General features: G+C 42.5%; 11 protein-coding genes. 4 read left to right on the forward strand and 7 right to left on the reverse strand.

Going from position 1 to position 14,184, the window contains the following annotated elements:
* Positions 1-50: 50 nt before the first annotated feature.
* The 3 genes from AC1XUD_RS06815 to AC1XUD_RS06825 all read right to left on the reverse strand — a co-directional run bounded on the left by AC1XUD_RS06815 (position 51) and on the right by AC1XUD_RS06825 (position 3,871).
* A complete protein-coding gene (locus tag AC1XUD_RS06815; protein WP_483360222.1) occupies positions 51-2,039 on the reverse strand; it encodes a CocE/NonD family hydrolase in 1,989 nt (662 codons plus the stop codon).
* Between the two features lie 142 nt (positions 2,040-2,181).
* Positions 2,182-3,135, reverse strand: a complete 954-nt coding sequence (locus tag AC1XUD_RS06820) for a bifunctional metallophosphatase/5'-nucleotidase (protein ID WP_483360223.1) — start codon at positions 3,133-3,135, stop codon at positions 2,182-2,184.
* Positions 3,107-3,871 carry a 5'-nucleotidase C-terminal domain-containing protein gene (locus tag AC1XUD_RS06825; protein WP_483360224.1) on the reverse strand — a complete coding sequence of 255 codons (765 nt, stop codon included), beginning with the start codon at positions 3,869-3,871 and terminating at the stop codon, positions 3,107-3,109. The genes AC1XUD_RS06820 and AC1XUD_RS06825 overlap by 29 nt, the downstream gene beginning before the upstream one ends.
* A 179-nt stretch (positions 3,872-4,050) precedes the next feature.
* Between AC1XUD_RS06825 and AC1XUD_RS06830 the strand changes: the two genes are divergently transcribed.
* Positions 4,051-4,923, forward strand: a complete 873-nt coding sequence (locus AC1XUD_RS06830) for a sugar phosphate isomerase/epimerase family protein (RefSeq protein WP_483360225.1) — start codon at positions 4,051-4,053, stop codon at positions 4,921-4,923.
* 51 nt (positions 4,924-4,974) lie between these two features.
* On the opposite strand, the gene AC1XUD_RS06835 is transcribed toward AC1XUD_RS06830, so the two are convergent.
* Positions 4,975-6,219 (reverse strand): hypothetical protein, encoded by a 1,245-nt coding sequence (locus tag AC1XUD_RS06835; RefSeq protein ID WP_483360226.1) that lies wholly within the window; start codon positions 6,217-6,219, stop codon positions 4,975-4,977.
* A gap of 233 nt (positions 6,220-6,452) precedes the next feature.
* Complete coding sequence (locus AC1XUD_RS06840) at positions 6,453-6,698, reverse strand: hypothetical protein (protein ID WP_483360227.1); 246 nt, start codon at positions 6,696-6,698, stop codon at positions 6,453-6,455.
* A 496-nt stretch (positions 6,699-7,194) separates the two neighbouring features.
* Between AC1XUD_RS06840 and AC1XUD_RS06845 the strand changes: the two genes are divergently transcribed.
* Entirely contained in the window at positions 7,195-7,587 is a 393-nt protein-coding gene (locus tag AC1XUD_RS06845; RefSeq protein ID WP_483360228.1) for a hypothetical protein, read from the forward strand.
* 40 nt (positions 7,588-7,627) lie between these two features.
* On the opposite strand, the gene AC1XUD_RS06850 is transcribed toward AC1XUD_RS06845, so the two are convergent.
* Positions 7,628-9,814, reverse strand: a complete 2,187-nt coding sequence (locus AC1XUD_RS06850) for a M43 family zinc metalloprotease (RefSeq protein WP_483360229.1) — start codon at positions 9,812-9,814, stop codon at positions 7,628-7,630.
* A 235-nt stretch (positions 9,815-10,049) separates the two neighbouring features.
* Here AC1XUD_RS06850 and dinB point away from each other — a divergent pair, with 235 nt between their 5' ends.
* Complete coding sequence (gene dinB, locus AC1XUD_RS06855) at positions 10,050-11,147, forward strand: DNA polymerase IV (RefSeq protein ID WP_483360230.1); 1,098 nt, start codon at positions 10,050-10,052, stop codon at positions 11,145-11,147.
* A 7-nt stretch (positions 11,148-11,154) separates the two neighbouring features.
* Here dinB and AC1XUD_RS06860 read toward each other — a convergent pair whose 3' ends face one another.
* Positions 11,155-12,336 carry a putative sensor domain DACNV-containing protein gene (locus AC1XUD_RS06860; protein WP_483360231.1) on the reverse strand — a complete coding sequence of 394 codons (1,182 nt, stop codon included), beginning with the start codon at positions 12,334-12,336 and terminating at the stop codon, positions 11,155-11,157.
* Between the two features lie 862 nt (positions 12,337-13,198).
* Here AC1XUD_RS06860 and AC1XUD_RS06865 point away from each other — a divergent pair.
* Entirely contained in the window at positions 13,199-14,182 is a 984-nt protein-coding gene (locus AC1XUD_RS06865; RefSeq protein WP_483360232.1) for a glycosyltransferase family 2 protein, read from the forward strand.
* Positions 14,183-14,184: the final 2 nt, after the last annotated feature.

Genomic DNA, 14,184 nt, shown 5'->3' on the forward strand with positions numbered 1-14,184 from the left:
GATGTTGGAAACGCTCAACCGCCGAATGCCGAATGCTGACGGCCGAAGTATCAATCCAAATTTCCTTCCAATACCTGAACTCCAATATAAGAAGAACTTTGCCCGGATGTATAGACGCGATGCGTTGCTTTTTGAAAATCTTCCTGTTCAGCCTGATATATATTTACAAATTTCTGAGGATTCCGATCCACCAGCGGGAACCATGAGCTCTGAATCTGAACCATAATTTTGTGGCCCTTTTTGAATCGGTGCGATGCATCCTGCATGTCAAATTTTACAAGTTCGATTTTATTGGGAACCATCGCTTCTGGTTTTGAAAAGTTTTTTCTAAACTTAGCCCGCATCACCTCTCCGCGAACCAGTAATTGAAAGCCACCCATTTTCATCGCCGGATTGGTCGGGCTGTCGTTCGGAGCATCGCCGGGGTATACATCAATCAGCTTTGCTACAAAATCTGCGTCAGTTCCGGAAGTTGAAACGAAGAGGTTAGCCAACACATTCCCGGCGATTACTACATCTTCCTTCAAGACCTCCGATTCATATACCAAAACGTCTGGCCGGCGAGCTGCAAAACGCTGGTCTTCATACATAAAATCGCTTCCACGGATAATCCTGACTTCGGCACTGAACGGAACCGGCTTTGCCGGGTCGCTTATGTATTCATTGAACGCAGGCTTCACGCCTACCTGCATGATTGTCATGGTTGGCGAAAATGAAAGTGAGCCATCGTCGTGCAGATATAGCTTTTTCTCAACAGCCGTTTTAGGAGGCCATTGATCATATTTCCGCCATTCGTTGGCTCCCGTTTCAAAGATAAAAGCCTTAGGCAGAGCCGGATCTTGCTTGTCTTTGAGAAAATGATTGAACAACGGTAACTCGATTTCTTTTTGATAATATGCACTTGTTTTCGACCCAAACCTGATGTTACCCAGATATTCACCCGTTCCTCTCGCCCATCCGCCATGAATCCATGGACCCATTACCAGATAATTAGGCGATTTCGGCGCATTCTTTTCAATACCCTGCCATGCTTTCAAAGGCCCATATAAGTCTTCCTGATCAAACCAGCCACCAACTACCATCACAGCGGGTTTTATATTTCTAAGATATGGCACAGGTGTACGGCTTTTCCAGAATTCGTCATAATTACCATGCTCCATTAGCTGGTTCCATATCCGGTTTTGACCCTTGAAAATGTTTTTGTCGATATTCTTGATCGGGCCGATATTCATGTAAAACTCATAAGAATCCGGAGTTCCGTAATCGGAAAACCCTTTATAACCACTCGGTACCTGAACAGGTCTTGGCGCGCCGTAGGACGATATAAAAGAAAAGGTACCCATCAGAAAAAAGGCTCCATTGTGGTGACGGTCATCGCCCATAAACCAGTCTGTTACTGGCGCTTGCGGAGACGCGACTTTCAAAGCAGGATGCGCATCAATAGTGGTCATCGTGGCATAATACCCCGGAGCGGAAATACCCCAGCTGCCTACTTTTCCGGAATTGCCTTTCACATTTTTGACAAGCCAATCAATCGTATCGAACGTGTCTGAAGTTTCGTCAATATCACTTTTTGATTTTTTTACGGGGATATATGGTCGATATGCTTCAAAGTCGCCTTCCGACATATACCTACCTCTTACATCCTGATATACAACGATATAACCTTCTTTGGCAAACAACATCGAAGGCCCGATTGAGACTTTGTACTTGTCAACGCCGTAAGGACCAATACTATACGGCGTTCTGTTGATGACTATCGGGTACTGTTTTCCGTCTGCAATATCTTTCGGAGCATAGATCGCAGTGAATAATTTAACTCCATCCCGCATCGGAATCTGCACTTCTGTTTTGATATAGTTCTCTCTCACAAAAACAGAATCAGGCTTTTCCTGCGCAGCTGGAGCTTGGGCATTTGCATTAACGTAGAAAAAACTGATTAAAAAGAGAAAAAATAAACCGGCGATATAGGGGCCAGGTTTAAGTCGGAAGTGCAAATGTGATATCAATGGAGTGAAGATTAAGTTTCTATTTGTCACAATTTAAAAATAAAAAATCACTTCTGTGATTGAAGTGATTTAAATGCAATTGACTCGATAAGTTTCATCCCGGATATCAAGATGACTCCCAGTGCTCTCGGATGGCAGGTTAATCTAAAAACTAATAGCTAACAACTAAAAGCTAACAACTCGGATACCCATGAACCGGATATACACTCGCCGCTACGCGCTGCTTACTCCTGCCTTTTCTGTCGAAGAAGTAATCCAGCCGTCCCAGATTGATTCCTGCAAAACCGACTTGGTTAACAGTGGTAATTTTTCCATCAAGATTAGATATGTCTTCGGGAGCCTTCATGAAGGTATGTGTATGTCCCCCAATAATCAGGTCAATATTACGCGTCGATTTCGCCAAAACCTGATCAGAAACCTTGTTTTCTTTATAACTATACCCCAAATGTGACAGGCAGATAACCATATCACAGTTCTTATCGTTTCTCAAAAACGAAGCCACTTCGTTTGCCTTTTGGATTGGATCAAGGTAAATGGTGTCGCCGTAATTTTCCTTGCTTACCAGTCCGTGCAGTTCGATTCCCAAACCGAAAATTCCGATAGATATTCCCTGCTTTTTGAAAATATGATATGGTTTGGTCAATCCCGCTAATGCTGTGTTCTTAAAATCGTAATTGCTTACCAAAAATGGAAATCTGGCGTGAGGCAACTGCTTTACAAAACCGGCGATTCCTTTGTCAAAATCATGGTTTCCCATCGTTGCGGCGTCATATCCCATATCCGTCATTAGCTTCATTTCCAGTTCTCCACCAAACAAATTGAAATACGGAGTTCCCTGAAAAACATCACCAGCATCCAGTAAAAGTACATTTTTACTTTCATTCCTGATCTTTTTGATCAAAGCCGCTCTTCTCGCCACACCGCCCATTCCCTGATTTCGGGAGCCATCCATAGGAAAAGGTTCGATACGGCTGTGAACATCGTTGGTACGCAAGATAGTCAATTGAACCTGATCCTCTTTTGCCCAGGCAGAAAGCGGATACAATCCTAGCCCTGTCACCGCCATAGCCCCTGCAGACTTTATCAGAAAGCCTCTTCTATTTATTTTCGACGATAATTCTTCCATCCAATTTCGCGGTTATAATTTCACCTTTTGCCGTTGTTTCCTTAATCTGATCAAGAAGGCTGTCTCTCAGTCTTTTGCCCAAAGTCTTCTTTTCTATCGCATTTCCCAAGAACGAAAGTTCTCCGTCGCTATTAGCCAGATAATCATAGGTTAACAAGTTGTATGTTAAAGCAGGATCAAATGGTTTACCTTCAATTTTTACATCAAATGCCTTATTATTCCGTATTCTCATAGTCAGACCCGACACCGGCTGACCATCAGATTGCGCAATGAAATCTATTAACTTTTGCACTTCAGCCCCTCTCAGCCTTAGCGACATAAGTTCATTTTCAAAAGGCATCAACTCAAATACATCGTTAATTGTGATATCTCCTTTTGGAAGACCACCGCGAAGGCCACCTTTCGTCGCAAACGTAAATTGTATCGTCGGATCAAGCTTTAACCCTTGAGCCAGGACAGCGTCAGAAAAGAAATTGCCCAATAACGTTTCGGGGTTTCTGCCACCGCTGATAATCACATCCGACTTGCCAATGACAGTGCTCATCTCCGCCTGCATTTTTTGTTTATACGGCAGATAATATTTAACAATCGACGAATCCTCTCCTATTTCAGAACTGATCCCATATTCTTTATAATCGCCCTTTCTCACCTGATAACGGTGAGTGCAAGCCAGCATTCCTGCTAATAAAAACACGGAAACGCCGGTTCTAAGGAATGAATTTTTGGTCTGAGACATATACTTAACCTTATTTACTTCAAATGTACGACCGACCTACACAACTGCCTGCCGGAACTTGAAATATTCATATAAAAAACATATTGGAAAACATATGGGCATGCTCAAAAATCTTCATCTTATCAGTAGCTCTATATGTGCCCAGTTCTTTCACTCTAAACTGATCAGGATATTCTATTATGCAAAACATAACCAGACTCGAATTTCTCAACTATCTGGCATCTTTAACCGCTGCCTCCGCTCTCCCAATTGATTCGTTTGGCAACAGTACTCCAGCCAAAAGCAGAATGAAACTTGGCCTTGTCACGTACCAGTGGGGCAAGGATTGGGACGTTCCCACGCTTATTAAAAATTGCGAACTATCAGGTATTCATGGAGTTGAACTCAGGGTCGATCATGCTCACAAAGTAATGCCCGATCTGACTCCTCAACAAAGGTCTGAGGTAAAGAAAATGTTTAAAGACAGTCCGATCGAAATTGTAGGACTGGGCACGAACGAACAATATGATTTTGTAGATCCGGAGCGGTTGAAAAAGTCGATCGAAAGAACAAAAGAATTTATCCGGTTGAGTGCGGACGTGGGTGGAACAGGAGTCAAGGTAAAACCAAATGCCCTCCATAAGGAAGTCCCCACAGCTAAAACCCTTGAACAGATCGGACGCTCTTTAAGCGAACTGGCCACTTATGCCCGTGACTTCGGTCAACAAATCAGATTGGAAGTGCACGGCGAAGAGACACAGGAACTCCCTAATATAAAGGCTATTATGGATGCAGCCACCGACAAAAATGCAACTGTCTGCTGGAATTGTAATCCTCAGGATCTGATCGGAGGAGGATTGGAATATAATTTCAATCTCGTAAAAAACCGTTTTGGCGACACTTGCCATGTCCGTGAGCTAAACGACCCGCAATATCCCTATCAACAATTGATGAATCTCTTCAAAAAAGCGGGATATAAGGGTTGGATATTGCTTGAATGCAGGACTGATCCTGCTGATAAAGTTAAAGCTCTAATCGAGCAGCGGGAGCTATTTGAGAGGATGGTGAAGTGATGCGAAATCACCTCACCAATTCGGGCATACGAGTTTAAAAAAATCCATCAATTAATTAAACCCGAATATTAAAGGGAATATAAACGTCACGACGATCGTCCATAAGATGTATATGGGCAGATATGTAGCTATCGCTTTCCCTACGCCGGATATATCCTTTTTCTTCGAAACAACTCCATAAAGTTGCAGGGCAACGAGAAGTAAATTAATCAATATCAACAGATTGCTGCCTAAAACTGCCGTTCTGTTGGGCGTAAAACCCCATTCCGATATCCGGAACAAAATGGCCGACAGCGCAATTCCATTCACGAGGATCGTCAGAACAGACAAAATGAAAAGTATCCAAATCTCAGCCTGATTTTTAGCTTTTGAGGTTGTTTCAGTAACAGAAAAGAAAATAATCGCCATCACTCCAACAAGTAAAACATTCAAAATCAGCAGAAAGTCACGGTCATTGTATGGGTCTTTTCCAGAATAAACAATAGCAGCGAGGTATATCACGAGCATAACTAATACCAGCGGGCTGAATATTTTTGCAATGACCGGCGATACCTTGCCAACCAGGTGGGGATTGGTTTGCGTAAGATATGTCGCCACTATCGGCACCGCAGGCAATCCAAAAACGATCACATATTGGCGGTAAAACTCCTTAATATCTAAACCAATAAGCTCGAAAAGTCCAAGGGTCACTCCAGTCATAATTCCTCCGGCAATGACAAATAGTGCTGTCATTACCACCAGATCACCGTTATACTTCAGATAGCCAAGACGCTTCGCTACCGGATCAGCTTTTTCGCCCTCAAACGCAAAGCCCAATATGCCCCACAATAACAACGCCAAATGAAGGCATGACAGATTGAGGGTGTTACTCAATTTCACATCAGGGAGTGAATTGATGAAGATCACACTGGCAATCATTATCGCGGCTATCAAAATCACCTTACCCGTCGATAATCTATTCTTCCAAGCGAAATATGCGGATAGAGCCGGAAAAATGATGAATCCAATATTGCGGGTATAGAAGAATTCTTCGTCTATGGAAAAAATCGCAGGGATCGTCGCAATCATACCTGCAATCAGAGCGAGGCTAAATACAAATAGCAGCTCCTTATTGTTTCCCCAGTATATTTCTTCATTCGCGAAATTCAGCCTTTCATACCAGAACCCGGCAAGAGGATTGCCTTTCAATTCCGGATATACCGTTTTGAACTCCCTTTTAAAGGCTGCTTTGTCTGCACGATACAACCTTTCAAGTTGCCCGGGATCGTCCAGATTAGATAGGATTTCATTTTTCATTTATCGGCGTGATAGATTGGTAAAACAAAAAGTACTTTGCATTACAAAGTAAATAACTTTAAAAGGTAATATCCAAGAGGTTGATAAAATTTTTATCAAGTTCTTTTATCTGGCACGACCGCTCTTAAAAAAAATCGAACTACAACCCAACCTTTCGCCAAAGACCGGTAGTTTATGAGGGTACAATCATCCCGGCCGGTTTTTGTATTCAATCATTTTCAATCAAAAACTTATTAAATGGGGTTATAAATATCGTCCCGAAGTGCCTCGACTTTCATTTTAATCCATTTTCCAGCCACTTTGATCACGACAATATTCCGATCTTTGTCATAAAACAAGGTGCCATCTCCACTCCCTTTCAACTCCTTAAAATTCACCATTTTAGCATCTTCGTCAAAATTTCTCTCTGCATCCAGCTCGGGCTCCTTTTCAATGATATTCTCTTTACCGATACTTCCCAATGTAAACGCATTGGTCATTTTAAGCGAGCTATAAAAATAGCTTTATCTCTGCCAAAACATGAAAGAATGCTGGCAAACATCCGAAACCAGTTGTACGCCTTTTCGGAGTGATTGTATTCAGTTCCATAGTAATATTGTTCCGCCACATACCCCTTCTATATACTTGTTAACCAGCATCTTAATGCGCGACTTGTCATCCCACGCATATCCTTCAAACACATGATATCCCCAGCGCTTCTTATTCCGTTCCTGCAGATTTCACAGAATGCCCTGGATTTCGCTTTATTATTCGCGCACTTTTCAAACAACATGTAACATAGATCTCGGTTACATACTCCTCGAAAATAAACTCATCTCACAACTTCAAGATTTCGCTGCAGATAAGGATTTTCAAGAATAATTCAAATACCCGAATAATATTTTTTGGAAAAATCAGGTTTGCGATTACATTTGTTGAAACACCTAAGTCTCCGGGCACCCAAATAAAAAAAGGAGTATCAGAAAACACAACACCATGAGCAAAGAGCAGTTGCTGACCGTCGACTATATAGATTCTCAAATTGGAACCATCATTGATTTTTATACGAGATGGGAGTTTGAGGAAGAACCGTTTTACGGAAAAGCAAGAATCAAAGGGCTGGAAGAAGATTTTGGGACACTGAAGATAATATGTGACGTGATAGAAGGAAGTAATCTCGAGGTCGCTTACGAAGTCGAAGATGTTTTTATGTATTCCGATAGCAAACCAATCTATTCCGGGCAGCTTCCTGAGATATATTCTGCCAATTGGGTACATACGGATGGCAAAAAGAAAAAGCAGATATTCATACCACCACCGGAGGAAAATGCTCGGGATTATGCCATAGCCCAAACTAACAGTAAGGTAGTAGTTAAGAGAATTTTATAAACAAAAGAGGTGCAATTTTCTAAGTTGCACCTCTTTTGTTTTATCTGATCTTGACAAATTTCTTATTCAAAACCTTGTCCTTAAATACTGCTTTCACGATATAGAGCCCCGCCGGACTATTCACGAGATCAAAGTCGTAGACATTCGTTGACACCGCCGCGGTGATGACTTGTTCCGCTATTTTCTGACCAGCCGAATTGTATATATAAACCCCTTCCAATCCAGCAGGATGGGGATAGAATTGAACTGAAATAGCTTTATCAGTCGGATTTGGTGTTACCATAAACCCGGCCTCTTTCAGGTTGGCGTTCACGGTAACTGTTCGGATATTGATATCGTCCAGATAAATGTCGTTTTCATTCGCCGTTGTGTTCACAAAAGCGACCAGAACATCTCCTGAACTAATAAACTTACTGATATCAATTTCCTCTTTTCGCCACTCTGAAGCGAGAGGCGTGAAAGCACTCCGGGTCGCTGCAGTACGAGTGATCAGATTCGAGCCCCATTTTTTATAAACACTGGTGTAAGTTTTGCCGCAGTCGGTACTAACCATCACCTGCAATGTATCCCACTGACTGTTGGCCGTCGCAGCATTCGAATATGTTGCCGCAGCAACCTGAAATGAAACAAACGCTGAATCAACACTCGCTATATTGACGGTTGGGCTTCGGAGATAATCCTTCTGACCAATTGAGCTATATTCATAATTATGGATTCTTGCAGACGCAGCTCCTGTCTTGGACGCAACAGTTGTCCTTTCCCATGTCGTCAACCCGTCTTCGTTCACAACATCCCATCCCTTCGGTGCGAAATCCCCTTCGAAACTTTCCGTTACCGGGGCCGCGAAAGGCTCATAATATATGAAATTAAACTGCAGCCTATCATTCGAAGGATCTTCATCAGCCACACCATTTGGGTTGGAAACGACTGCTGTCAAAATATGATTCCCTACGGAAGTTGTAAGTTCCGGCAAAGTGATCTCCTGCTGAACGTAAGTAGCGAGCGATCCCGTCCATTGGTATACAATAGACTGCCCTCCGTCAATATCAACTGTTATTGTCGCTGAGGTAAGTGTTTTCGAACCGTCGTTTCTGAGTACTATTTTTGGAACAAACGTGTCTTGACAAAGTCGTTGGTCAGGGGAAGTGACTGAACGTAACGAGGCTCCGTTGACTTTAAGATCGATGGGAGTAGCGCCATTAGAATTCCCCAGATATGACCGCAAATTTACATATGCTGCCTCCATCCTCGCCACCTGCATTTTCGTAAACATCAACAAACACACATCCGGTGTATAATCCATGAAATTTTGATACATAATTCCCGGAGAAGCGGTATTACAAGCGTCCGTAACAATACCCGACTTTACGGAATTTGTGCTATTTGCCTGATTGGGAGTGTCGTCAATATAGTCCGTTCCGGAACATGCACCATTGTCGTCTCCCCAAATATGATACAAATTGAAATAGTGCCCTATCTCGTGTGTCAACGTTTTTCCTCCGTCAAACGACTTGTTGCTGGAACCTGGTAAGCCTAGATATGAAATTGCAATACCCTGCTCGTCAGGATCGCCATCATCTGGAAATGTTGCATATCCTAAAATATCATTAGATAACGCACATACCCATACATTGAGATATCTGGTGGGATCCCATGCATCAGCTCCACCCCGAGATGCATGCTTTATATCGTCAGATAAATAGTTGAAGGAAGTGACCGAAGTACTATATCTCACAATACCAGTAGTTGGCTGATCGTCTGGTGTTCGCTGTGCGAGCTTGAACTGAATACCCGATTGACCAAACAGACTTTTAAAATAATCTGGGATCAGATTTGCTCTCGCATTTAACCCGGCATAATCTTTATTGATCGTATCAATCTGAGCCATTAGCTGAGCATCCGTGGCCAAAGATTGCTGCCGCATCACAACATGGATAACAATGGGTATAGTCACCAGTCCGCCGGTTTTAAGGGTTTTGGTGCTTTGGAGCTGTTGTGCAACGCGGCTTTGAAATTGCAATTCTCTCTGATCGAACAAAATTTTCCGACTCGGCTGTTCCTTAAATCTTTCTTGAAGAATCGTCATCGTACCACATTTATCCTGACCCATAGCAGGGTAATAAAGTACAGAAACCAGCAAAGCGAATGCACAAACCCTTTTCAGGGTCTCATTCCAAAAATCTTTCATTATCCGTGTATGCGTCGATTGTAAAAATAAGTCATCCATTATTCTATCTTTTCACCTTCAAATACGTAAAAACAGTTGGATTTGATGCGCTGCATTTATTTTTTAATAATGGTTTAATGATTCGGCCGACGGTCTTCGGCTGTCGGCTGACAACTTTGAGTCCTAACTAGTCACCTGATTAAATTTGTTTTTGTTGAAAAAGTGAGAAACTTTATTGCCAGCAACTCAGGTTAAAGTTAGCATGTCATCTATGCCCGAACCAGATGTTTCAAATATGAAGGCCAACCATTTGCGCAAAATCATCCATATCGATATGGACGCATTCTACGCATCAGTGGAACAACGCGACAATCCGGCATATCGCGGTAAGCCAATTGCTGTTGGCGGGTCCCCGGAAGGTCGTGGAGGCGTTGTGGCGACCGCCAGTTATGAGGCCAGAAAGTTCGGGGTGCGGTCGGCTATGACGTCCAAAAGAGCCTTGCAGCTTTGTCCCCATATCATATTTGTTTATCCAAGATTTGACGCGTACAAGCAGGTGTCCCGCCACATTCGTCAAATATTCGAGCGATATACGGACTTAATTGAGCCGCTGTCGCTTGACGAAGCATATCTGGATGTTACGGAAGACAAGTTGGGCGTAAGTTCTGCGATAGAAATTGCGGTGCAAATCAAAAGTGCGATCCGCGACGAACTGAATCTGACGGCATCAGCCGGAGTTTCCATCAATAAATTTGTCGCTAAAATAGCTTCCGGCCTGAACAAGCCCGACGGGCTTACGTTTATTGGCCCATCTAAAATCGAGCATTTTATGGAAAACCTGCCAGTGGAAGATTTTTTTGGTGTTGGGAGAGTGACAGCATCAAAAATGAATTCATTAGGTTATTTCAAAGGGGCAGATTTAAAGGCTGTCACCGAAAACGAACTGGTTAAATCCTTTGGAAAACTGGGCGGGTTCTTATACAGAGTGGTAAGAGGAATTGACCACCGCCCCGTTCTCGCCGACCGTGAAACAAAGTCAGTTGGCGCCGAAGATACCTTTTCACATGATCTGACTGAATTGGAAGAAATGGCAAAAGAACTCTACGCCATTAGCCAAACGGTTCATAAAAGACTACAAAAGAATAGTCTCGCAGGTCGCACCGTCACCTTGAAGATCAAGTTCGGCGACTTCACTTTGATGACCAGAAATCAATCCTTTCCGCATCCCGTTTCGGATCTGGATACAATATATGAAACAGCGAAAACGCTTCTGGAAAAACTGGATCTTCAGGATCGGCCTATTCGACTTCTAGGGATTTCAATTTCCAATTTTGGTGAAACAAAGTCGGCCTTTAAGTCAAAAGGCGATCCGAACCAACTGGAAATCTTTTGACCGTAACTTAAAGTAACAGAACATCTACTCGATGGGCCTGAACCTTCTGTTCGCATTTTGACCAGGAAAAAATAGTAAACCGACCATCTTGAGATGCTACCAACGCGATCGCGTCCCGCTGATCGTGCACAAACTGGGCAGCCGATAAATGTCTGGTTCCACCATTCTGAACGGGCGGTATAACCCGACCGACATTTCCCACAACAGGCTCTGTTAGCAATATCTCGTCAATTGGAGCTTTCCCTTGCCCTCTGGCTATTTTAGCGCCGAAAGCCAGCAGCTCATATTGATCATTTATAATGGTCGCTCCATCCACTGCGGTGAGGCCAGCCATACTGTTAATGGACTGAGTCAATCTGCTTTGCCATTCTGCAAAGTGCTCCTTTCCTGGCTTTAACTTGCTCAGTTCAGAAAGTTCTGTGAAAGTCGGCGATACACTGTAAGATATCGGGTGCACGATCGACTCACGCCAGTTTTCATTTCCGGTCGGGACAACAAGCAATATGCCTCCTCGGCCATGAGCGCGCATCGAAGCGGCCAGAAGCACTTGAATATTGGATGAATTGTTCCATAAACTGGTTTCGTGAAACCCTATCATATTATTGACAACTGAAGGACAGTCAGGAACCCTGGCAGCTGCATCGTCCACGATCTTCACCTGGTCTCCTTTCAGCACAGCAACGTTCACGAACTTGCCATATCCATCTCTGCGACGATGCTTGATGACCAGCACGCCCGGCTCAACCACCTCTATAACGAAACACAAAGCTGGGATTACGCGGGTTGTTCCCCATATGTACAGGCCGTTATCATCATACCAAACACCCAAGTGTATCCCTGAACGCTCAACAGCAGGTGCCAGCTTTATCAACACATCTGATTTAAACTCAAGGTTGTGGCCAAAAATGAGTGGATCGCCCGACATTTCTGGCGGTAAAAATGCGATGGAAATCTTGGGCGCCCGGCCCTCCTCCTTTCTCAGACTGGTCCAGAATGTCGTATCGACCAACCGTTCCACAGCTCTCGCATCGGGTCTTGGGGCAAGATCTGGTCCGGGAATAAGGTCGGTAATGCTATGATGATGAAGAAAATGATCCTCAACCGTGCGCGATATCGCCCGAGCGGCCTGATATGTCGAAAATGGAACAAAGTCACTCACTGGGTTATCTATATTATAATCACTCACCATACTTACTGAGATAAAAAATTGTTGAAAGTTCTAGGTCCGGACGATTCGAGATTCTTAAGCCCTCATGACTGGAAACGCGAACTGCTAATGAAAAGTTGGGCACCACTAATATAATAAATAACAAATGTATATAACGACACCCCAAATAATCGTTATCAGTCGCGGTAAGTCACCTAAAAATTCATTTAGTCACCAAGAATTGTCGCGATGTGAGCCGCACATGGGAAAAATTGCAACAATTTTTTAAAATTTTCACCCCCATTTTTCAATTCGTTAGTTCTTCACAATCAACCTATTTACAGATTTTGAACTATATATGCGTGAGAATTTTTTCGTTAAATATCCGCAATGATTCCAACCTTTGTACGTCTTAAATACTCCTTAAAGATGATTGCCCCATAATACAGGACATCCGAAAGATTATAAAGAGAAGCATCTGTTAGCCATAAAAAATCTATTAGCTATGAAAATAATATCTTTAACACAATTAAATCAGCCAAACGGAATATTTCCGTTTGGCTTTCTCCCCCTAACAAGATCGGAAAAGCTCAAATTCTAAAAGTTTAATTTCCGGAGATATCAAATTCATGGCCAACTTTTTCGCAATTCCAGAAGTCACGTATTGACAAAATACGGGATGAAAGGATTCAGCTATTGCCACTTTGCTGCGCCAAATCTTGTACCGGATATTAAATCCACTTAGCTGGCTTGATTGTTTTCTATTAAATCAAAACAATTGGAGCATTCAATCAGCCACGCTTTCAATGGACAGATCAGACAAGTAACTGCCTGATTAACAATAAACTACATAAATAAATAAGATTTGGGTATAAAATCTACCTAACTTAACCGGGCAAATTTGATGAAAACTATTTCAGTAGTTATTCCAAACTACAATGGAAAGCACCTGTTCGAAAAATATTTTGATCATAATTACCAAATTTTCAAATCCTTAAATACAGAGGTAGAGATAATTGTGGTGGATGACGCATCAAAAGATGATTCAGTAGCATATTTAAAAGAACATTACGGGAACAAAATATTGTTGATTGAGAAGAAAATTAATACCGGATTTTCAGAATCATGTAATATTGGAATCCAAAAAGCTTCGAAAGATTTGACATTTTTATTAAATACAGATGTAAAACTGGAAAGCGATTATTTCAATAAATTGTTTAAATATTTTGAACCCAAAGATACATTTGGTGTAATGGGGCGCATTATCGGGATGAACGATGATGATATTCAGGATGCCGCGCGGTCTCCCAAGCTTTTTGGGCGGAAAGTGAAACCAAGCCACTTTTTTTACCTTCGAGATGGGAAAGTATTGACGCCAACGTTCTATCTTTCCGGAGCGATTGCTTTGATGGATACCAAAAAACTTAAGTCAATTAACGGATTCAACGAACTTTTTGGGCCATATTATGGTGAAGATCAGGAGCTTTCGATCCGCGCCTGGCGACTGGGATGGAAATGTTATTATGAGCATGAGGCAATATGCCGTCATGAGTTAAAGGCCAGTACGAAGTTTCATGCAGACCGAAATCATATCAAAAGAATTCACTTCAGAAACCGTTATTACCTTCATCACCTACATTTGTCAGGCAAGGATCTGGCGCTTTACCATGCGCAGATTTTCTTGACAGATTTCGTTTTCAGCCTACTTTCATTTCAAACCTACAAGGTTGAAGCGTACGTAGATTTTATTCGGAACCGCCACAAATTGACTGAACGAAAGGACAATTTCTCGACGTTGATGAAAAATATGAAGTCGGATATAAGTATTCATGACATAATCAGCAATATCAAAACCTCTATCCAAAATGAACGGGTAGTTTGGCTGTGACG

Source organism: Dyadobacter sp. HNCC25DJ184 (genome assembly GCF_056895215.1).

What these genes read in the sequence shown, in the direction of transcription:
- AC1XUD_RS06845 (WP_483360228.1), top strand. Translation starts at nt 7,195, where the DNA reads ATGAGCAAAGAGCAGTTGCTGACCGTCGACTATATAGATTCTCAAATT.
- dinB (WP_483360230.1), top strand. Translation starts at nt 10,050, where the DNA reads ATGAAGGCCAACCATTTGCGCAAAATCATCCATATCGATATGGACGCA.
- AC1XUD_RS06860 (WP_483360231.1), bottom strand. Translation starts at nt 12,336, where the DNA reads ATGGTGAGTGATTATAATATAGATAACCCAGTGAGTGACTTTGTTCCA.
- AC1XUD_RS06865 (WP_483360232.1), top strand. Translation starts at nt 13,199, where the DNA reads ATGAAAACTATTTCAGTAGTTATTCCAAACTACAATGGAAAGCACCTG.
- AC1XUD_RS06850 (WP_483360229.1), bottom strand. Translation starts at nt 9,814, where the DNA reads ATGGATGACTTATTTTTACAATCGACGCATACACGGATAATGAAAGAT.
- AC1XUD_RS06835 (WP_483360226.1), bottom strand. Translation starts at nt 6,219, where the DNA reads ATGAAAAATGAAATCCTATCTAATCTGGACGATCCCGGGCAACTTGAA.
- AC1XUD_RS06840 (WP_483360227.1), bottom strand. Translation starts at nt 6,698, where the DNA reads ATGACCAATGCGTTTACATTGGGAAGTATCGGTAAAGAGAATATCATT.
- AC1XUD_RS06825 (WP_483360224.1), bottom strand. Translation starts at nt 3,871, where the DNA reads ATGTCTCAGACCAAAAATTCATTCCTTAGAACCGGCGTTTCCGTGTTT.
- AC1XUD_RS06820 (WP_483360223.1), bottom strand. Translation starts at nt 3,135, where the DNA reads ATGGAAGAATTATCGTCGAAAATAAATAGAAGAGGCTTTCTGATAAAG.
- AC1XUD_RS06830 (WP_483360225.1), top strand. Translation starts at nt 4,051, where the DNA reads ATGCAAAACATAACCAGACTCGAATTTCTCAACTATCTGGCATCTTTA.